This is a genomic window from Endozoicomonas euniceicola (assembly GCF_025562755.1).
GTDB classification, from domain to species: Bacteria; Pseudomonadota; Gammaproteobacteria; order Pseudomonadales; family Endozoicomonadaceae; genus Endozoicomonas_A; species Endozoicomonas_A euniceicola.
This window is the reverse complement of sequence record NZ_CP103300.1, coordinates 2,860,001-2,881,081: the sequence shown is the minus strand read 5'-3', so window position 1 is coordinate 2,881,081 and position 21,081 is coordinate 2,860,001. Positions and strand designations below refer to the sequence as shown.

The following is a 21,081-nucleotide window of genomic DNA, read 5'->3' as shown; positions in this document are numbered from 1 at the left end:
GTCAGGGGGAGCGGCAACCATTATCGATATTGGTATAACCGGCTTTTCTGGTCTTTACTTCGACCTCATTTAAAAACAACAGCACAATCCGGGTAACACCATGAAACCGAAGAATAAGTCAGTCTTTAAGGCATTATTTTCCAGAATTTTCCCGGCTAAAGTCACAACTTTTTTACTGGGGTTATTTTTTTTTCAAGCGAATGTTTATTCCATTGATACCATTAACTTGATTGAACCTGGCCTCAATACCATTCTCCGATGCACCACGTGCGATCTACCTTATCCTATTTCCAGAGAACAGATTGTTGAACTGCAAGGGCAAGAGACCTTCTGCTGCCCAACCTGTGGAAACGGTGCGTTATACTACCTTTCTTATACCTCAGGCGAATCAGTTACAACAGAGACAGAAAGGCAGGCAATAACCAGTGAGACAGCCGTGGAAACACAGGCAATGGCACCAGCAAAAACAGATATCCTGACCTTTACTTTCCCCATCAGAGGCCAGCTCTCAAATACAGACCCTTGGGCAGGTAACCAGATATTTTCCCCTATAGTAGCTCTTAACGGTTTGGAGTTATTGGGGGGCATGGATCGAGAAACAATAGAAGAATACTCTAGTTTAGAACTTCCAAACCGTAGCAATATTGCTGATATGACAAGAGAAAGTGCGGGATTCACTGTTAGTCATCGGGATGCGGATTATCTGAATACCGAACCTGACCCAGAAGTACCAGAACAGATACCAAATTTTCTCAGGGAAAGTTTTCCAAATACAGCCTCCCCTGTCATTTCTGATGACGACATTCTGCATACAGCTACGCCCGGTTTGCATAGTGTTATTACGTTTGATGCTCAATGGGCATTCCCAAATATACATATCTCAAGAAACACTTTCGGCGATACTGAAAACGTGAGATTTATGGAGGCCATGGGCGTACCGGTACAATACAGTCTTCAGGCAGAAAACGTTAACGCTACAAGAGTTCCTCAGCGCTCATGGCAAATGGTGGCCTTTCCTCACCATCAAGGATCAGAGCTCAGAGTAGTGGCCATTCTGCCTCCCTACAGAACAGGTGTGAGTGCACTGAATGCAGAAATAGTGAGAAACTTGCTGGATTCGCTGGAAGAGACCACAATGACTATAGCCATGCCTTCGTTTCAGGTAAGCTCCAGCGGCATCCTTCCCTTGACAGAGAGCTTCCCCGGAGAGCTTTTCAAGAGCGGTCAGGCAACTTCCACAGCCGGGGAAGCAACCGCTGGTTCGGTTGTTGTATCACAGAGCATTGTGCTGCGAGTTCAGGAAGAAGCTTCTCTTGCCTCTTGCCAAAGAAGACAACCGCACTACTCAGCAGAAAAAAAAATACACTTTAACAGAGGGTTTGCTTTATTGATTATTGATAAAAAAGGAATGATTTATGCGTTCGCCGATATAACCGATTCATCTGTAATGGATGTACTTCAGCAGTAAATACAGCCACTATGACGACTCTGAACCAGCTAAAATTCAGAAACAGTTTTTCACAGCTGCCTGAAGCGTTTTATACACGACAGAGTGCTAACCCCTTAACAAACCCCAGGCTGGTCTGTATCAGTCAGCCTGCAGCTGACCTGATAGAACTTGACACAAGCTGTACCAGCCTTAATCAGCTGTGTGAAATCACCTCCGGCAACGACACCTGTCCGTCATTTGCGACTCTGGCAATGGTCTATTCCGGTCATCAGTTCGGTTCCTATAATCCACAGTTAGGGGATGGCAGAGGGTTACTGCTCGGAGAAGTTCAAACAGCTCAGCAGGAAAATTGGGATCTGTATCTGAAAGGTTCCGGCACCACACCTTATTCACGCTTTGGCGATGGCAGGGCGGTACTGCGTTCCTGCATCCGGGAGTTTTTATGCTCTGAAGCCATGCAACACCTGGGCATACCCACCACCCGGGCCTTGTGCGTCACCACCAGCGATACCCCGGTTTACCGGGAAACCGAAGAAAGGGGTTCAACCCTTTTGCGGTTAGCCAGAACCCATATCCGCTTTGGACACTTTGAATATTTTTATTACACCAGACAGCATGATCTGCTGAAGGCGCTTGCCGATTACACCATCGGGCAATACTTCCCGCAGCTGGTTAATGACAGCGACAAATACCTTCTGTTGTTTCAGGAAGTCATTTCGAAAACCGCCCTGATGGTGGCCCACTGGCAGGCGGCCGGGTTTGCCCACGGCGTTATGAACACCGATAACATGAGCATTCTGGGTGAAACCTTTGACTACGGCCCGTTTGGTTTTCAGGATGATTTTGACTGGAACTATATCTGCAACCATTCCGACTACTCCGGCCGCTACGCCTTCAGCCAGCAACCGGATATCAGCTACTGGAACTGCGGCCGACTGGCTCAGGCACTACTACCGCTGATTGATGAGACCGAACCTTTGCAAACCATTATCGATCAATACCCACAACTCTACTCCAGCCATTACACCAGGCTGATGACCAGAAAGCTTGGCTTAACCCTGGTTGAAGACGAAGACCCGGAGCTGATCAAAAGCCTTCTGCAACTGCTGCAAAACGAACATTGCGATTACACCCTGTTTTTCAGGGCTTTGTGCTATTTTGCTCCTGACACCCCGCTTCCTGATTACCTTCAGACGTTACAACAGGAACCCTTACTGCGCTGGCTGAGCACTTATGCTGAACGTCTGAAACGTAACCTGACGGATAACCCTGCCCGCAGTCAGGCCATGCGACAGGTGAACCCCAAATTTATTCTCAGAAACTACCTGGCGCAACAAACCATTGAGCAGGCCGAACAGGGCAACTACAAACCCATAGAAGAGTTACTGAGTGTGCTCGAATCCCCTTACGATGAGCATCCGGAATCTGAACACTTTGCCGCTGCCCCACCGGACTGGGGCAAAAAGCTGGAAATCAGCTGCTCATCCTGACTTATCCACCGATTAGCGTTAAGATGAGCCCACCGTTAACCAACCTATTCAGGAAACAACATGGGTCGTACTGTTCAATGCGTAAAGCTGAAAAAAGAAGCTGAAGGTCTTGCTGTTCCGCCACTGCCAGGCCCCAAAGGGCAATGGGTTTACGAGAATGTTTCCAAGCAGGCATGGACAGAGTGGCAAATCCATCAGACCCGCCTGATCAATGAAAAACGCCTGAACCTGCTGGATCCGGAAACCCGCCAATACCTGACCGAGCAAATGGACAAATACTTTGCTGATGAGGAGATTGATGCTGCGGAGGGGTTTGTTCCTGAGGGGAAATAATAACGCCAGGAGTGAAAAAACTCAGTCCCCGGGCGCTGCTCTCCTGACAGGATCAACGATGACAGGGGCGGACTGGATTAACACGCAAACCTCCTTTACCTCCGGGCTGGCCAGTTCGTTTTTTACTGATTGCCTTAAAGGTGTACCTGTTAGTTCTGCATAATGCTTGCTGGCGGCCACTATCTGCTTTTTACTGGCTTCGTTCAGATAGTTGGCCATTGCTAATGTCACTTTATTATAAAATTCCGACCTGCTCATTACCTGGTTAGTTTTATTCTGAATGATGTTTTGGTGAAAACTATCAGGTATGCCCTTTTGTCTTTCAAGGTCGGAGACAAGCTCATTCATTTCATCATCGCTGACTTCAGTTATTTTACTCTTAGCCGCATCAATCAATCTGACAGAGTCTGCCTGGTACTCATTTAATCGTTTCAAATCTCCTGACAGCCAGTCCTCCAGACAGTAAGCAAAAATAATTGCCTGATACAATTTAAACTGATTCTCCTTATCTTTCAGGACAAAAAAACTGTGGATCACATTGAATTCATCCTTGTAGTAATACGCCAGCTGACAAAGAAACGCCGTGCCACATCCCGTCACACTTGAGTCAAATGCACCCAAAAGAGTATTACTGGAATATTTTCTAATAGCAGGCAAATTCGCTTTAACGCCAGTTAGCCCCTCAAACAGCTTTTTAGCGGTATAACAACACTGCCCCGAAGCTATATTTGCGCGAGAGATTATCTCCTGAGGAATTGCCTCAAAAAGGCTCACTCTCTGCGAGGACAGGCGACCTGTTGTCGCAGCGGCTCTGTTCGATGCCAAAGCTTTTTTTTCTGCATCAGTAACACGCAACTCTGGATAACAGGGAGTAACAGTGTGACCTAAATAGCGCCCAGTCGGCGGCGGTAGACCGATAGCGTCCAGGACGTCTTTTTCCCATGTTATAAATCTGCTGATAATCTGCATTGCACTAATCTGCACTGCACTGCCCATCCCTGAGGTAATTTGCCAGTATCCTCCCACAGATCCCTGAGCAAAATACTAACGACACTGTTAGCAGCACTGACTTTCGGCTTCAATAATATTGGTGATATATCCTTCGAAAGCTCAGAGAGCTACCAGTCTTGTCTGGTAGCTACTGCTTCTCCCTACCCATATAATGGCTCTTTGGAGTTCTCACCGGTCGAATATTGAATGAGCATTAAAGACATCCCTATTTCCAACAACCAGAAGAAAAAGTTGTTGGCCTGCGTTAAGGATCAATCCATTTTCTTTCAGGATGAAAATGGTGACATTGTCGTCGATACCCAAGCCTACGAAGCGTTGAAAGAAACCCTTCAACAGTCACCTATCGAAGAGTTGCTGAAACTCGATGATCTGGAAACCCTTGCGGACTATGTGGTGTTTCAGTAAAGACGTATGGTCTGTGCAATTTGCGTTTGAGAGGACGGCTAGGCAAAGAACGCCATCCTCTTAAACTTAGTATTTGTACTAACGCACTAAAAAGAAAGAAGAAAATCCCTACTCCTTACTTGACTAAAGCGAGGGAAATCCGTTTAATACGCCTCGCACACTCTCTTGCTTAGAAAGTTTAGAAAGCTGTAAAACGCCTGGGTAGCTCAGTTGGTAGAGCAGCGGATTGAAAATCCGCGTGTCGGCAGTTCGATTCTGTCCCTAGGCACCATTCCTTATTAAGGAAATGGCCGTGCCACCGTTCTGGTGAAAAATTTAGCCTGGGTAGCTCAGTTGGTAGAGCAGCGGATTGAAAATCCGCGTGTCGGCAGTTCGATTCTGTCCCTAGGCACCATATTCAAAAGCCCTGAAGTTAACGCTTCAGGGCTTTTTTCGTTGTTGCTATCGGTTGCAGCGATGCCATTAAACATATCTTTGAAAGCCCACATCACTTGCGTTTTTATGCAAAATGCCATCAAGGGATTTTTGTCCGATGCCAGACGGGAACACCCGCAGTTAAAGCTGGTTGTGGTGTTTGATGGACTCTATACTGATAATCCGATTGTTCGGCTGATTGAGAGCTGGGAGGAGGTGTTTCAGGCACTGGCTCACGGTACGACTGCGAGAAAGATTCGGCCTGACACATCATTGCAATCATTGTAGCCTGGGACTTCAGGGTAAACAGACTGAAAAAACAGCACGAAAAACGAGAGAGTTTTTTATGTCCTCACATGTTAGTCGTACGATTGGCCATGTTTAATACGACTTGAGGCGTATGTTCTGCGGGATTAGCTGGGCTGCCCGGTTACTCTGATCAATCAGCTAAATATACAACCGGCTACATAGGTGTTTGAGGTATTTTTATGCCATTAAGAAATAAAGTGAAATATTGCTCCCTGTCTGAATCTAAATGCCCCGCTAAAGATATTTTATTGCATACCTATGATGTGCGTGCTCCAAACTTAATTGTTGTTGCTTATGCACGCTACTTCTCAGAGACCCACAACTTCACAAAGGAAACCTCTACAATTCTTACAGTGCCAAATTGGACGACGCTATTTTTTTATTGTCCCCTTAATAGCACCATAGAAGTCAGAATTAAAGACGTCATGTCAGGTCTATACAGCCCTTTTGAATTTATTTCAGGGGGTCAAGCAACTCATGAATACATGCTATTTAATTATGACTTGAGCTATCTTGAAGGCAAGGAGGCTGTCATGGAAAATCGTGCTGATCAGAAAAAAACTAAAAAAAACTCACCCCAACTGTACGACATTGCATACATTTTTGGGCATGCTACTATATTTAAGCTGTCAAGCTTTCTTGAAGAACTACACAGAAATGGTAAGCCTTATCAAAGAGTTCATTGTTTATTTAATCGTGTTGCATTTGGAGTTCATGAGGATTTAGTTCCTGTCTTTAGCCCTGAGCTTAATCCACTTCCTGGCACACACGAAGGAGATTTAGGAAAGTGGGTTCTTATTTAGCCTGCAGCTGTATGATTCATACCGTGTAATGAAGAATACGTTAATATCTGGGTGATTTTAAACTGGTACTGCTTTTTTCAGCGGAGTCCCCCATCATGAATAGCAAAGCGACCGGGCAAACATTACCATTGACCACCGATATCTATTTTGCTGTCGGTGAGTGCTATCTGGGAGCAATTCTCGTTGCCCGGAATATAAAAGGCATTTGTGCAATATCTCTGGGAAACGAATCGGATAAACTGACTCAGGATCTTCAGGATCGTTTTCCCAATGCCAACCTGATAAGAGATGATGACCAGCGCGAGCAACTGGTTGCCAAAGTGGTAGGAGTTCTGGAAAACCCTGACAGAGACCTGCAACTGCCACTGGATATACAGGGAACCGATTTTCAGAAACGTGTCTGGGCAGCTCTGCAGGACATCCCGGCCGGAACAACAGTCAGTTATACCGATATTGCCGAAAAAATAGGCGCTCCCAAATCGGTCAGGGCCGTGGCCGGAGCCTGTGGCGCCAACCGCCTTGCGATTGCCATTCCCTGCCATCGGGTTGTTCGCAGAGATGGTAGTCTTTCAGGTTATCGCTGGGGAGTGAACATTAAACGACAGTTGCTCGATAAAGAACCCCAGATAAGCAGCTGTTAAACCGTAACAAAGACAGGTCCGACTTATTAAATGACATTTGTCGTTTTTAAGAGAGACCTTCTTTTTTTGACTGCTTTTATCGCAGTGTTGTGGTTAAGCTATTGATGACGGTATAGTCAGTTAAAAAACAAGTACCTTCTTTTAACAGGATGTATCAGAGAAGGATTGCTGCAACAAAAAAAAGAGAAGTGCTATGGAAAGCAAACACAGGGACATCTTTCGTCGATCCATTCTCAGTTCAGCCATTCTTGCTTCATTATACAGTGTATCGTCTGTTTCATTAGCGGCCAGCTGCCCAAATCCGGACGCATCAAATAACATTGAAGTGCCAGCTGGTACAACCTGTACTGGTGGTATAGAGCCAGACGAAGCCGTAGATACGGTGACTATTGAAGGCACTGTCGAAGGCAATGTTGTTAATCGTAATGGCCTGTCCCGGCTAATCGTCGACGGGGGTACGGTTGATGGTTCAATCCATCACGAAGCTGCCAACAACTCCGGAACAGGAATTGTCAAAGGGGCTGTGGTCACAGGCGGTCTGACCAATGGTGTCAATGGTGTTATCAACAGTAGTATTGAAATCGTTGACCAGGTGACCATTGAAGGCGGCATTGAGAACCAGGGTGAAATTTCCTTTAAGTCAAATCATATCAGTGAGTACGCTGACTATATCCCCGAAGCGGCTCTTGAAGAAGGTACAGAGTTCCAGGGCGCTAACCTGGGGGCTATTCGTGTTGATCATCAGACAACCATTCAGGGGGATATTATCAATTCTGGTGTTATAGACATCTATATACCAGAGCAGGAAGTTGACCAGCCACCACCTGAACCCTACCCCATAGAAGGCGTTTATCTGCCCAATCTGGAAGATGAAGCTAATGAAGAATACCTGGTGTTTCCTCAGTCTCTTTCGGGAATTACGGTCTCCAATGGCAGTACCGCCGGCAATGTGATTAACCGGTCAGATATTTCTGTTCATGCCGGAATAGCCGAGACTGACCATCCGTTTTTCGTAGATACATTTCCGGTTAACGGTATCACGGTAAACGAACATTCCACCGTCAGCAGTATTCAGAATGAAGGCAACATTTCAGCAGATAATAGCGGTATCTATGTTGAGGGAAATAATACTGAAGACAGTACACTTGTACTTGGCTCTGTTGTTAACGCAGAGAATGCCCTGATCAGCTCCAAAAATCACGGCATATACATCGATACAGCAAGAGTACAAGGTTCCGTTATTAACAGTGGCGAAATAGAGACTTCTTTTCTCTCCTACGTGCAGTCGGATGGCATTCACCTCAATGACGCTCTTGTTGAGGGTGATGTCAAAAATGACGGAACTATTAACGCCCAGAATGAAGGGATGCTCATTGATGGCGGTACAGTAAAGGGTAGCTTTATCAACGAGGGAGACATCACCGCCCGATCTGACGGTATGTTCCTCAGGGGTGGAGGTGTTGTAGAACAAGACCTGGTCAGCAGCGGAACCATCAAAGCTATCCGCCACGACGGCATCGATATAAACGACAGCACCGTAAAAGGGAGCGTTCTACTGTCTGGCTCCATAGAAGCTGGCGACAACGCCATCGAAATTGATGGTGGTTTCTTCGATGGAGATGAAGAGGAAGGTTTTGTTTATGCCTCGATTGGTGGTGACCTGAATAACAGAGCTTCCCTCACCAGCGTTACCGTTGAGGAAGATGAGGTCAATGACGCTTCAGACGGTGGTGATGGTTTTGATATGGATCATGTCAAAGTCGGTGGCAGCCTGATCAACTCTGGTGAGATAAACGTCACGAAAAAAGGTTTTGATCTTGAAAGCATTACGATTGGTGGTGACTTTATCAATGCCGCAGCCATTACTTCTGGCGAAGAAGGTATACGTCTGAGAAAAAACAGTAGTGATGACGATATTGAATCAGAATTCCCCGAAGGTACGGTATTACCCATAGAAATCGGTGGCAATTTTGAAAACTCCGGCAACATAAACTCCGGCAGTAGTGGTATTGATATTGAAGAAACCACCATTGGCGGCAACTTCCAGAACAGCAGTGATATCACAGCGGGCAGTTCAAGCGCGATCATTATAAAAGCCAGTGACATCAATGGAAGTTTCATCAATCAGGGAAACCTGACGGCGAACGCAGTGGTGATCCAGGAAGAAGGTGACCTTCCTGTAAAGCAGCGCGGTATCAGCCTTATCAGTAACCTTTACGAAGACGATGGTAGCCTGGAAGTGGAACGTCAGCTGGTCATCAGGGAAAGTCTTTTTAACTCCGGTAACATCAACGCCAACGATGAAGGTATATACATAGACAACGCTGTCATCGGGGGTGTTTTTGACAACTCGGGTAATATTCAGTCAGGCCAGCAGGGAATCACCCTGAACCAGACAGAGGTGGGTTCAGGCTTTGTGAATAGCGGCAACATTGATGCGGGTGATGACGGCGTCCTGATTGATAATTCTTCTGTCAGCCTGATCGTTAACAGCGGAGCTATTACTGCCGGAACAACCAGTGAGGAGTCTTCTTACGGGAACGGGATTAAAGTCTACAAAGGCACCGGAGGCGAAATTCGTAACACAGAAACCGGTACAATCACTTCCGTTGATGATGGTATTGAAGTAGAGATCGCCAGTGGCGACACATCGATTAATAATGCCGGTGTCATTACTGCGGGAGATGACGGTCTGGACCTTCAGGATGTCACTGGCAATATTACCCTTGGCAATTCCGGAACCATTTCCGCAACCTCAGACACCATTGAGATATACGACACCATTGGCAATATAAGCCTGGTCAATACCGACAGCCTGAAAGCCGAAAATGATTCGGGCAGCTCTGATACTCTGGATTTTGGAAACATCGAAGGGAACGTCACCATTACCAACTCCGGCACGATGACTGCCCGAGGTACAAGTGGTGGAGTCGATAGTCTGGATATTGGCAATGTGGACGGTGATTTACAGGTATCTAATAGCGGCACGATTGAGTCCGTCAGCACAGAGGGTAACGGCGGAAACGATGCTCTGGATCTTTATGACATTAGCGGAAATGTAGCCATCGTTAACTCCAGCCAGATCAATGCGAACACAAACGGCGATGGTAATGACGCTCTGGACATCGGCGGCATTGGTGGCAATCTGGAAATTGTGAACTCTGGAACCATTAACGCCAATGGCGATGGAGAGAGTAACAACGCTCTGGATATTGGCAATATCAGCGGTAATCTGGTGATACTCAATGAAGGAACCATGAGTTCGAGTGGCGAGGGAGACGGCAACCACACCATTGATATTACAGCGGCTACTGGCGGTATAACCTTCACCAACACAGGAACCCTGAGCGGAGCCACTACCTTCTCTGTCAAAGAGTCCAGCGGTGCAGCGGTTATTTCAAACAACAATACCGTTAATGGTTCGCTGTACGCCTTTGAACTTTTCAATTCGAATTTTACCGGCGACTTATCAAACAGTGGCTCCATCACCTCAGGCGATGACGGTATACGACTGGTCGATAGCACCCTTGCCGCATCCTCGAAACACAATGGCAGTGTCGTTAATTCCGCCGATGGCACTATTAACTCCGGCGATGATGCCATTCGTTTGCTGTCATCGACTCTGGGCGGAACCCTTGAGAACCATGGAACCATCAACGCCAGTGAAAACGCCATTGATATTGATGCCGGGGTAGTGACAGGTTCATTGATCAACAGTGGCAGCCTCAGCTCAGTGAACGAGACTCTGAGCATCGGTCTTGATACCAGTGGCAATGTATACGACGGTGATGAGTCATCCATAGCTGGCGTGATAAATTCCGGCTCAATGGTGGCTTCTGCCGGAGCGGTTATAACTGTGGGTAACGGTAATGTCGGAAAAATTACCAACTATGGCGTTATAACGGGTGGCCAGTATGTGGTTCCGGAAGATAGCGCTGACCTCTCAGAAGGCATGAGGGCTCTGGATACCCGTCGTAATGTTGCTATTGATTACCGAAAGGCTACATCAGCGTTGGATCTTTTCAGCGGGCAAAGTGGCAATAACACGGGCAGTATTAACGGTGATATTTACGGCAGCTCTCTGGAGTCTGATCAGTTTGAGCTGGCTGCCGGTCAGTTCAGCAGCTATGTGTACGATGTTGAAGCCGTCAATATCACTGGACTCGTCAACCTTAACAGTCATGTTCTGAGTACTGGCAACAATACACGACTGACTGTTACAGACAGCGGGACGCTGTCCATGACCACTGGTAATCAGGTCAAGCTGGAGGGCAACTATTCCCAGAACGGCGATATGGCTCTGGTGCTTAACCGGAACAATGGTGAATTCACAAACCCACTGGTTGATGCCAGCAACAGCGCCGATGTAATTGCTGACAGTGTGCTTCGGATAAGCGTTGAAAACAGGAACCTGAATAACTTCAATCCCGGTAATGGTTCTCAGGAAATACATCTGGTGCACGCAGGCACTGGTATTACCGACAATGGTCTCTCTATCCAGAAAGACTCCATTATTTTCAGCTATGAAAAATTCAAAAGAACCGCTCCTGAAGGTGGAACCAAAGAACAGCTGGGGCTGATCGCCAGCATCAATAACCTTGGTGAGCTGGCCAGTGAAGGTGGCGCTGACAATAATGCCGCCAACGCCCTATCCAGTCTTCAGGGGACTGATTCCTCGGGGCTTGTGGCGTTACAGGCATCAAACCCGGATTTGTTTAACGCTATTTACGATGGCACTACGGCCTCTCTGGCCTTACTGGCTGAAACGCTGATTGCCAGCCCTGACAGTGGTATAGCGGCCAGCCAGAACGCCCAGAGTGAAGCCTTAAGCACCATATTGTCCCGAATTGCCGAGCTTCGTACCGGCGCGTCCGGTATCTCGGCCGGTGACGCAGAAGAGAGTAGAGGTATCAGGCCTGACTCCCTCTGGCTAAGAGCTATTCACTCAGAAGGTCAGCAGGATGAAATCCGTTCCTCGGGCAACCGTTACAATGGTTACTCGCTCAGAAGTACAGGCTTTACCCTGGGACTGGATAAAGATGTCACTGATAACCTCACTCTCGGTGCAGGCGTTACCCACGCCACCAGCCGGGCTAACGAAAAAGGTAGCAGCCAGAGTTCTGCAAAGAGTTATACAAACAGTGAGACAGACAGTTATCTGGTCTCCGCTTACGCTGGTTGGAAAAACCTCACCTACTTTGCAGATACCACTATCAGCTACGGCAAAAGTAAAACCGACCTGACCGGACCTGGCTGGGAAACAGACTATGATTCCGATCAAATAGGATTGAGCGTTCTGGCAGGCAGAAGTTTCCTGATGAATGATAACGATACATTGGTAGAGCCTCAGGTCGGCTTTAATTACGCCCGAATCAGTACCGATGGTTACCGATACCAGAGCAATGGCGAGCAGGTTTCAGTTGGGAAACAGAACCTGGAGGCTATAGAGCTGGGAGTGGGTCTGAGGTATAAGACCAGTTTTGAACTGGGTAACAATACCCTGCTTCCTGAAATCAACCTGATGGCCTGGCACGACCTGAATGCTGAATCGGTTGAGGCTGACGTTAAATTCGAGACCAGCAATAATTCATTTACCTACTTTGGCTCTAAGGGCGTGCGGAATCGCTATCAGGCTGGTATCGGTGCTGAGTACTGGATGGATAATAATGTCACCCTGAGCGCAAACTACGACCACAACTGGCAGTCAGGATTTAAAGCTGACACCTGGATCGTAAAAGTGCGCTACGACTTTTAAGCATCCTCGCCCAGCATGAAAAGCGGCTGGTTTCTCAGGAGACTGGCCGCTTTTCACCATTCATCGCAGAAATCGATACGCTGACTCCTGACTGATGCTTTTTTGACACCTGTCGCACTCAATAGTTTTTTTGCTCCCGCCCGATTTCTTGTCTAAACCGTTAATTAAGGATTTCCTATTTAACGAGTGCACAAGGAGTCAGCACATGAAGTTCTTTAAATACCCATCAATCCTTCTGGTAGCTACTACTGTCCTTGCCTTAAACGTTCAGGCAGACCCATCCAGACTGAATATCAACACCGCCTCAGCTGAGACTATTGATAAAACGCTGGTATTTGTCGGACAACAAACCGCCAGAAAAATTGTCGAGTACAGAAAGCAATACGGCACTTTCAACGACCTTGATGATCTCGCCAAAGTAAAAGGAGTCAGCAAACGCCTGGCTCGGTACAACCGCAACCGTATCCGTTTCCAGTAATTAGACCTTTATGAGGGGGATTCATATAATCCCCCTCATGGTTTATCAACTTCGCCCTTATCAAAAAGACGCCGTTACCAGCGTTATTCAGCATTTTCGTTGTTCAGATGATCCCGCATTGATTGTGCTGCCAACCGGTGCCGGTAAAAGTCTTGTTATCAGTGAACTGGGACGAATCGCCAGAGGTCGGGTTCTGGTACTGGCTCATGTCAAAGAGCTGGTCGAGCAGAACCATGCCAAGTACGAGAGTTACGACTTAAAAGCCTCGGTGTTCAGTGCTGGCCTTGGGCGCAAGGACGCTGACGAACAGGTGGTATTTGGCAGTGTTCAATCCGTTGTTCGTAACCTTGACCAGTTTAACGACAATGGTTTTACCTTGCTGGTGATTGATGAATGCCACCGGGTTTCACTGGAGAAAAGTTCCAGCTATCACAAGGTGATTGACCACCTGCGCAGTCTTAACCCAGGGTTAAAAATCCTTGGCTTAACGGCAACGCCTTATCGTTTGGGCATTGGTTGGCTTTATCAGTACCAGCACAGTCAGGATAAGGATAAGAAAGGCACGGTTCGCACCACGGACAAACGTTTTTTTAAAGACTGTATTTTTGAGCTGCCACTGTCTTACATGATCAAAAATCAGTTTCTGACACCAGCGACCATGGTGGATGCACCCGTGGTTTTTTACGACTTCAGTCAGCTATCCCGCGACCCTTTCGGCCGCTACAGCGAACAGGAACTGAACTCACTGCTAAAAGGTAAAGGTCGGGCGACCCGGCAAATAATCAGGCAGGTGATAAAAGAGGCAGAGAATCGCAAAGGGGTGATGATTTTTGCCTCTACCGTTGACCATGCCAGAGAGATTCTGGGCTATCTGCCAGGGGATGAAGCAGCACTGGTCATTGGCGATACGCCGGGGAAAGAGCGTGATGCCATCATTAATGCGTTTAAGCAGCAAAAACTCAAGTATCTGGTGAATGTTTCTGTTCTTACTACCGGCTTCGATGCGCCTCATGTGGATCTGATTGCTATTTTACGCCCTACGGAATCCGTCAGCCTGTACCAGCAAATTATTGGCAGAGGCTTACGACTTGCGCCCAATAAAAAAGACTGTCTGGTGATCGATTTTGCTGGCAATCGCTACAACCTGTTCAGCCCGGAAATTGGCAGTCCCAGGCCCGATTCCAAAAGTGTTCCGGTAACGGTTCCCTGTCCGGCCTGTGGGCATGAAAACAGTTTCTGGGGCGTTGTGGATAACGATGGCGATCTGGTGGAGCACTATGGACGACGCTGCCAGGGTTATCTGGAAATGGAAGGTGAACGGGCGCAGTGTGATTTCCGTTATCGGTTCAAGGAGTGTGACCAGTGTGGCGCAGAAAATGATATTGCAGCCCGTAAATGCCATGAATGCCAGAAGCCACTGGTTGACCCGGACCAGAAACTCAAGGATGCACTGAACCTGAAAAACTGCATGGTGATTCGCTGTTCTGGCATGACCATGGAAACCGATGAAAACCGACAGGGCACCACCCGTATAAAAATCACCTATTACGATGAAGACGGCGCTGATGTAAAAGAGTATTTCCAGCTGGAAACCCCTGCACAGCAAGGCGCTTTCTATCATAACTTCGGCAAGCACGCCCTGATTAACCGGGCAGAACCGTTCCGCGCGGACTCCGTTGATAACGTTATTAACAACCGTAAAAAATTCAGAAAGCCAGACTTTGTAATTGCCCTGAAGGAAAAACACTACTGGCGTATTCTGGACAAGCTGTTTGATTATCAGGGGGCATACCGGACAGCAGATTCAGCGGAATGATTCATGATCATTTTTAATTTGCCAGCATTAGTTATTCAACAAATCTTCTAATTTTTATCCAACCTTTCGGTTTATTAGAACAATGTCATCTAATTTTTATGATATTTAATACATTTATTTTACAGTAATCTTTTCTTGACCATAGCTGTGGACTATAGCAGCGAGGAACGGACATGAGCGCCTGGAAAAATACAACAACAAGTTACGGCCTGATCAGCATTCTTATCCACTGGGTCAGCGCATTGACCGTTTTTGGGTTGTTTGGCGTTGGCCTGTATATGATGTCACTGTCTTATTACGACCCTTTGTATCAGTCACTTCCCTGGTGGCATAAAAGTATTGGCTTAGCCTTGCTGGCTGCCACAATTTTCAGGCTTGTGTGGAAAACCATTAATTCCAAGCCTGCTCATCTTCCGGAACACAGTAAAACAACCGTCAGGCTGGCTGTTTCTGCCCATCATATGATTTATCTTCTGCTGTTTGCCACTATGACCAGTGGTTACCTGATCAGCACCGCAGATGGTAGAGCTGTGTCGTTTTTTGGCTGGTTTGAAGTGCCTGCTCTGATTTCAGGTATCAGTGGACAGGAAGATATCGCCGGAGACATTCATTTTTATCTGGCCTGGTCACTGATGATACTGGCTGCCCTGCATGGACTGGCAGCCATTAAACATCATGTTATTGACCGGGACCAAACACTGATAAGAATGATCAAACCGCATTGAGCGCCTAACCGCAATCGAATAACCAATTAATAACAATAAGAGTGAAAACTATGACTCGTTTAGAAAGATTCTTTGCCATCGTTGCTTTTTCTGCATCAGCCTTTGGGCTGAGTATGTCAGTCAGTGCCAATAACTATGTGATTGATACCAAAGGAGCCCACGCCTTTATTAACTTCAAAATCAGCCACCTTGGTTACAGCTGGGTTCATGGTAACTTTACTGACTTCAGCGGCTCATTTAACTTTGATCCAGCCAGCCCGGAAAAGTCGCAGATAAAGGTCAACATTAACACCGATTCTGTTAACAGCAGCCATGCGGAACGGGATAAGCACCTGCGTGGTAAAAAGTTTCTCAATGTCAGTAAATACCCTGAAGCCTCTTTCGTCAGTACTAAAGTGGAAAGTGACGATGGCAAGAATGCCAGAATTTATGGTGAATTTACTCTGAAGGGCGTTACCAAAGGTATCGTTATTGAGGCGGTAAAGGTAGGAGAAGGTAAAGACCCATGGGGAGGTTACCGGGCAGGCTTTTCCGGGACAACCAAACTCTCTATGGCTGATTTTGATATGAACCTTGGCCCGGCATCTGCTGATATTTATATTACGCTGGAAGTGGAAGGCGTCCGACAGTAAAGCCCCCCTGTAGATTCCCTGTCGCTATAGGCGGCGGGGAATATCTTAATCCAGATTGTGACTAACACACCCGTTAGTAAACCTGACAAAAGCCCCGTAAATATACCCACCCCTGCTCATAAAGCTTTGATCCTGCAACGGCAACCGCTTACAGCAAAAGCAAAGGAATCCGGTCATTATGTCGGAATAGAAAAGTGGAGATTATTATGCTGGCATCTTTTGAACAGTTTTTGATCGACTCCCCGGATTGGCTGGTTCTCCTGACCCTGATCAGCGTCGCCCTGCCTTTAACTATTCTTCCGGTTACTGTGCTGGGACTTTTTGGTGCAAACTCCTGCAACAAAGCCCGCGCGTATCTACGCCTGATGTACCTGATGCTGCCATGGATTCCTTTTGCTGCACTGGCTGGCGCCTTTATTATGAGTCTTTCCAATCTGCTACTGGGAATGGTGATAGGACTGATTTTTGTCGTGGTACGTCTTTATTTTGTATTTATGAACTCAACCAGCAATGGGTTGAGTGCTGCAGCGGCTTCTTAACAGCCGCTGAAAACCGATTTTTTAAATGAGTGCTTATTGGGCACTCTTTTTTCCTGTTTCTTTCGCATAAAGATCAGTGAATTTTTTATCGGCAAGCTTTTCAGAAACAAACAGAACAGTTCCTGTCCAGTGCCTGACCCATGGAGTCGTTGCAAAGTAGTAACCAAATCCGCCGTGCTGCCTGTAGTAAACATTGTTGACTTCATCTTCCATATTGTCATCAAGCATTATTTCAAGCGTTTCTACCCCCGACGAATTCTGGAAAAGAAAGCCTGCTGGATGGATGCTGTCGTTTAGTAGATCGCCCTCAATATAAGCGTGCTTGATATGAGTTCTGCCGTCTTTCGTTACAATATCCAGAAGTGCCTGTCCCGGCATCTGGCTATTAAATACAAAAGCTGAAGCATCCGTTGCATAAGCCGCCAACTGTGCGATGGCTCCTCCCTGAGAAGCACCGGTAATTTCTATCCGAAACCCCTTACGTAAATACATTTGTCTTAGGTCATGCGCCAGATCCATGCCATTCATCATTGCGCCTGACTGTTTTCCATAAGCCAGATAAACCGCTGACAAAATACTGTCTTTATCGGAAAAATCAGTACCAGCAATGGCAAGCACAACGGTCTTTTTGGTTTCATTAATAAAAACTCTGGCTCTGAAGCCTGTCTCATCGATATAAATCCGGTTCAGATCACCGCCCTGAAAATGCTTATACCATTCTTTAGGAAAGTCTTCTTTTCCCCCAGAGATGTAGCCATCAGAAGCCAGGTAAGCAAGACGCTGATCAATCGCTTTCTGCTTATCAGGCTTTCTTCCCTTAATTTTGGCGACTTCAGCGAAGTAACTCATCATCGCATAAGGCAGGCGATCAACTGGATTTGCCCAGTCCGGGTGAGGTTGACGAACATCGTAGCTGACAGTATCGATTGTATGGACAGCCTGCTCTGAATAAGCTGTCAGCCCGAAGCAGGCAATCGTCAGAAATAACAGTAGTGACCGGAACGTTGCTTTCATTAGACTTCTCCTTAGTTTTTCTTTATATCGTTAGTAGCCCATTCACATTTAGATAACATCATAGCTATATAGTTCTTGCTGTTTATAAGCATTTCGATATAAAGACAACGATCAACATTCCGAATTGAAAATGAATCATTGCCCTTAAGGAACGCTGCTGCCGAAATATGTACTAGAATGATGTTCCCTTATTTTGTCTTTTGGTGTTAGCGATGACATTTAAATGGTTAAACAATGGAATTATATTGTTTTTCACCTTCTTTTTATGCTTCGCTCAGGCTGAAGAGTACGAAAAAATAATTATACAGGTTAATAACAACCCTTTACTGGTAATTAAAAAGCACTTATCAGACAGGTTAAATGCGGTTGAAATTACAAGCACTAGCCAAGAAAGAAATATAGATATCAGCCATAGTAATGATCAAGGGGTATTAGCGCTACTCATAACTTTGGCTAAAGCGCTCGCTAGAAAAACTCTTATTTATCAACAAAGAGATGGCTATGCCTACTTCAACTTATCTGGCAATAATCGCGTACTTGCTGTGCCTACCAACAATGAGCCTGATGATTTGCAATCCGTTTTTAATACCGACAACACGGTATTCACCCCTTTATTTTTCCGTACACCATTACTGAATGACCTGATAAGTTTCATTACTAACGACAGCATATCAAGTTTTTCTTATTTAGCATTCGATAGACTGACCGAAGTACCGGTCACTCAGACGCTAATAGATGGCGTAGGACTTACGATAGCTGCTAATTTCTCTGTAAGTAGTAATCAACTTACTATTAGTTTTGAAGGTCCTACAGAACATTGCACAACAATGCACTCATTTTAAAAGTCAAACCATGAAAAGCCATTACTATTCTATCAGTTATGAGTCGTTTGTTTTTTTCAACACATAGCAAAAACCCTGACAGATTTCTCTATCAGGGTTTTCTAATGAGTGCCTGGCGATGACCTACTCTCACATGGGGAAGCCCCACACTACCATCGGCGATGCGTCGTTTCACTTCCGAGTTCGGGATGGGATCGGGTGGTTCCAACGCTCTATGGTCACCAGGCAAAACTGGTCGAGCCTTCGGCTCTCAAGCTGGAAGCTATAAGCTTAAAGCTCGAAGCTGAACGCTCCTGGAATCCAAAATATACTTAAACAGCTTTGTTTATTCTTGCTCTACACTCTCTCACTATTGCGTACAGCTTCCGGCTTCAAGCTTATAGCTTCAAGCTCTTCAAATCGCTTTGGCGTTATATGGTCAAGCCTCTCGAGTCATTAGTACGGGTTAGCTCAACGCCTCACAACGCTTACACACCCCGCCTATCAACGTCGTAGTCTTCAACGTCTCTTATGTGACCTCTAGGGTCAAGGGAAGTCTCATCTTGAAGGGGGCTTCCCGCTTAGATGCTTTCAGCGGTTATCCCGTCCGAACTTAGCTACCGGGCAATGCGTCTGGCGACACAACCCGAACACCAGTGGTTCGTCCACTCCGGTCCTCTCGTACTAGGAGCAGCTCTCCTCAAACTTCCAACGTCCACGGCAGATAGGGACCGAACTGTCTCACGACGTTCTAAACCCAGCTCGCGTACCACTTTAAATGGCGAACAGCCATACCCTTGGGACCGGCTTCAGCCCCAGGATGTGATGAGCCGACATCGAGGTGCCAAACACCGCCGTCGATGTGAACTCTTGGGCGGTATCAGCCTGTTATCCCCGGAGTACCTTTTATCCGTTGAGCGATGGCCCTTCCATGCAGAACCACCGGATCACTAAGACCTACTTTCGTACCTGCTCGACATGTACGTCTCGCAGTCAAGCTGGCTTGTGCCTTTACACTAACCGCACGATGTCCGACCGTGCTTAGCCAACCTTCGTGCTCCTCCGTTACTCTTTGGGAGGAGACCGCCCCAGTCAAACTACCCACCACACAATGTCCCCGATCCCGGTTAGGGACCTGGGTTAGAACCTCAATATTGCCAGGGTGGTATTTCAAGGTCGGCTCCACGCAGACTGGCGTCCACGTTTCAAAGCCTCCCACCTATCCTACACAAGCAACATCAAGATCCACTGTGAAGCTGTAGTAAAGGTTCACGGGGTCTTTCCGTCTAGCCGCGGATACACTGCATCTTAACAGCGATTTCAATTTCACTGAGTCTTGGGTGGAGACAGCGTGGCCATCGTTACGCCATTCGTGCAGGTCGGAACTTACCCGACAAGGAATTTCGCTACCTTAGGACCGTTATAGTTACGGCCGCCGTTTACCGGGGCTTCGATCAACCGCTTCTTCCGAAGAATAACAGCATCAATTAACCTTCCGGCACCGGGCAGGCGTCACACCGTATACGTCCACTTACGTGTTAGCACAGTGCTGTGTTTTTAATAAACAGTCGCAGCCACCTGGTATCTTCGACCAGCCGGTGCTTACGGGGCAAGCCCTTCACACCAGCCGGCGCACCTTCTCCCGAAGTTACGGTGCCATTTTGCCTAGTTCCTTCACCCAAGTTCTCTCAAGCGCCTTGGTATTCTCTACCTGACCACCTGTGTCGGTTTGGGGTACGGTTCCTTTTGACCTGAAGCTTAGAAGTTTTTCCTGGAAGCATGGCATCAACCACTTCCCCACCGTAGTGGGTTCGTCATCAGTTCTCGGCTTTGTGGGTCCGGATTTGCCTGAACCCACAGCCTACGACCTTAAACAGGGACAACCATCGCCCTGCCGGCCTAGCCTTCTCCGTCACTCCGTCGCAGTCAAAAGGAGTACAGGAATATTAACCTGTTTCCCATCGATTACGTCTTTCGACCTCACCTTAGGGGCCGACTCACCCTGCGCCGATTAGCGTTGCGCAGGAACCCTTGGTCTTCCGGCGAGGGAGGATCTCACTCCCTTTATCGTTACTCATGTCAGCATTCGCACTTGTGATACGTCCAGCATGCCTCCCGGCACACCTTCAACCGCTTACACAACGCTCCTCTACCGCAATCAGAAGACAGATGACAGAAGACGGAGGACAGGTTGCTTAGAAGCTATTTCCAGCTTCTGTGTAATCCTGTCAACATCCGGGCTATTTGTTGGTATTCAGCCTTCAGAGCTTGCCATTGATTCAAGGTTATATAACCAAGGTCAAGGCTGTATCTCGTCCAGACTCGCATTTCGTCGGCTGATCCGATGGCCATTAATAAAAACCTTCGAAACTCAGCGTTAGATACGCTTTGTTTACCATAGCCTTCCGCAATGTTTGCGCAGATACCTTTACTGGCTCGACGCAT

At 47.0% G+C, this 21,081-nt stretch carries 16 protein-coding genes, 2 tRNA genes and 2 rRNA genes (1 of these 20 running past the window's edge); 16 read left to right on the top strand and 4 right to left on the bottom strand.

What is annotated here, in order from left to right; genetic code table 11:
- Window positions 1-100: 100 nt before the first annotated feature.
- From NX720_RS11155 to NX720_RS11145, 3 genes are read left to right on the top strand one after another with little or no spacing between them, the layout of a single operon-like run.
- The gene (locus tag NX720_RS11155; protein ID WP_262601189.1) at window positions 101-1,468 is read left to right on the top strand and encodes a serpin family protein; all 1,368 of its coding nucleotides are present in this window, start codon (window positions 101-103) and stop codon (window positions 1,466-1,468) included.
- A gap of 11 nt (window positions 1,469-1,479) precedes the next feature.
- Window positions 1,480-2,940 (top strand): protein adenylyltransferase SelO, encoded by a 1,461-nt coding sequence (locus tag NX720_RS11150; protein ID WP_262601188.1) that lies wholly within the window; start codon window positions 1,480-1,482, stop codon window positions 2,938-2,940.
- 60 nt (window positions 2,941-3,000) lie between these two features.
- Window positions 3,001-3,273, top strand: a complete 273-nt coding sequence (locus NX720_RS11145) for an oxidative damage protection protein (RefSeq protein WP_262601187.1) — start codon at window positions 3,001-3,003, stop codon at window positions 3,271-3,273.
- A 21-nt stretch (window positions 3,274-3,294) separates the two neighbouring features.
- Here NX720_RS11145 and NX720_RS11140 read toward each other — a convergent pair whose 3' ends face one another.
- Window positions 3,295-4,242, bottom strand: coding sequence for a hypothetical protein (locus tag NX720_RS11140; RefSeq protein ID WP_262601186.1), 948 nt, complete (start codon window positions 4,240-4,242; stop codon window positions 3,295-3,297).
- Window positions 4,243-4,470: 228 nt separating this feature from the next.
- Here NX720_RS11140 and NX720_RS11135 point away from each other — a divergent pair, with 228 nt between their 5' ends.
- The 12 genes from NX720_RS11135 (at window position 4,471) to NX720_RS11080 (ending at window position 16,801) form a co-directional block, all read left to right on the top strand.
- Entirely contained in the window at window positions 4,471-4,689 is a 219-nt protein-coding gene (locus tag NX720_RS11135; RefSeq protein WP_262601185.1) for a hypothetical protein, read from the top strand.
- A 195-nt stretch (window positions 4,690-4,884) separates the two neighbouring features.
- Window positions 4,885-4,960: transfer RNA gene (locus NX720_RS11130), tRNA-Phe, on the top strand.
- Between the two features lie 47 nt (window positions 4,961-5,007).
- A tRNA-Phe gene (locus NX720_RS11125) sits at window positions 5,008-5,083 on the top strand.
- A gap of 107 nt (window positions 5,084-5,190) precedes the next feature.
- Window positions 5,191-5,391: a hypothetical protein gene (locus NX720_RS11120; protein ID WP_262601184.1), complete on the top strand. Its 201-nt coding sequence runs from the start codon at window positions 5,191-5,193 to the stop codon at window positions 5,389-5,391.
- 200 nt (window positions 5,392-5,591) lie between these two features.
- Entirely contained in the window at window positions 5,592-6,215 is a 624-nt protein-coding gene (locus NX720_RS11115) for a putative adhesin (protein ID WP_262601183.1), read from the top strand.
- 95 nt (window positions 6,216-6,310) lie between these two features.
- The gene (locus NX720_RS11110; protein ID WP_262601182.1) at window positions 6,311-6,856 is read left to right on the top strand and encodes a methylated-DNA--[protein]-cysteine S-methyltransferase; all 546 of its coding nucleotides are present in this window, start codon (window positions 6,311-6,313) and stop codon (window positions 6,854-6,856) included.
- 193 nt (window positions 6,857-7,049) lie between these two features.
- Complete coding sequence (locus NX720_RS11105; protein WP_262601181.1) at window positions 7,050-12,611, top strand: autotransporter domain-containing protein; 5,562 nt, start codon at window positions 7,050-7,052, stop codon at window positions 12,609-12,611.
- 205 nt (window positions 12,612-12,816) lie between these two features.
- Window positions 12,817-13,089, top strand: a complete 273-nt coding sequence (locus NX720_RS11100) for a ComEA family DNA-binding protein (protein ID WP_262601180.1) — start codon at window positions 12,817-12,819, stop codon at window positions 13,087-13,089.
- 37 nt (window positions 13,090-13,126) lie between these two features.
- Window positions 13,127-14,905, top strand: a complete 1,779-nt coding sequence (locus NX720_RS11095) for a DEAD/DEAH box helicase (RefSeq protein ID WP_262601179.1) — start codon at window positions 13,127-13,129, stop codon at window positions 14,903-14,905.
- Window positions 14,906-15,078: 173 nt separating this feature from the next.
- Window positions 15,079-15,630, top strand: a complete 552-nt coding sequence (locus NX720_RS11090) for a cytochrome b (protein ID WP_262601178.1) — start codon at window positions 15,079-15,081, stop codon at window positions 15,628-15,630.
- 50 nt (window positions 15,631-15,680) lie between these two features.
- Window positions 15,681-16,262 carry a YceI family protein gene (locus NX720_RS11085; protein ID WP_262601177.1) on the top strand — a complete coding sequence of 194 codons (582 nt, stop codon included), beginning with the start codon at window positions 15,681-15,683 and terminating at the stop codon, window positions 16,260-16,262.
- Window positions 16,263-16,468: 206 nt separating this feature from the next.
- Window positions 16,469-16,801, top strand: a complete 333-nt coding sequence (locus NX720_RS11080; protein WP_262601176.1) for a hypothetical protein — start codon at window positions 16,469-16,471, stop codon at window positions 16,799-16,801.
- A gap of 33 nt (window positions 16,802-16,834) precedes the next feature.
- Here NX720_RS11080 and NX720_RS11075 read toward each other — a convergent pair whose 3' ends face one another.
- Window positions 16,835-17,815 carry an alpha/beta hydrolase family protein gene (locus NX720_RS11075; protein WP_262601175.1) on the bottom strand — a complete coding sequence of 327 codons (981 nt, stop codon included), beginning with the start codon at window positions 17,813-17,815 and terminating at the stop codon, window positions 16,835-16,837.
- A gap of 212 nt (window positions 17,816-18,027) precedes the next feature.
- On the opposite strand from NX720_RS11075, the gene NX720_RS11070 reads away from it, so the two are divergent.
- Window positions 18,028-18,657, top strand: a complete 630-nt coding sequence (locus NX720_RS11070) for a hypothetical protein (protein WP_262601174.1) — start codon at window positions 18,028-18,030, stop codon at window positions 18,655-18,657.
- A gap of 110 nt (window positions 18,658-18,767) precedes the next feature.
- Here the strand turns inward: NX720_RS11070 and rrf are convergent.
- Together rrf and NX720_RS11060 are read right to left on the bottom strand one after the other, a co-directional pair.
- Window positions 18,768-18,883, bottom strand: a 5S ribosomal RNA gene (rrf, locus tag NX720_RS11065).
- Window positions 18,884-19,071: 188 nt separating this feature from the next.
- Window positions 19,072-21,081: ribosomal RNA gene (locus NX720_RS11060) — 23S ribosomal RNA — on the bottom strand (it continues 1,359 nt past the right edge of the window).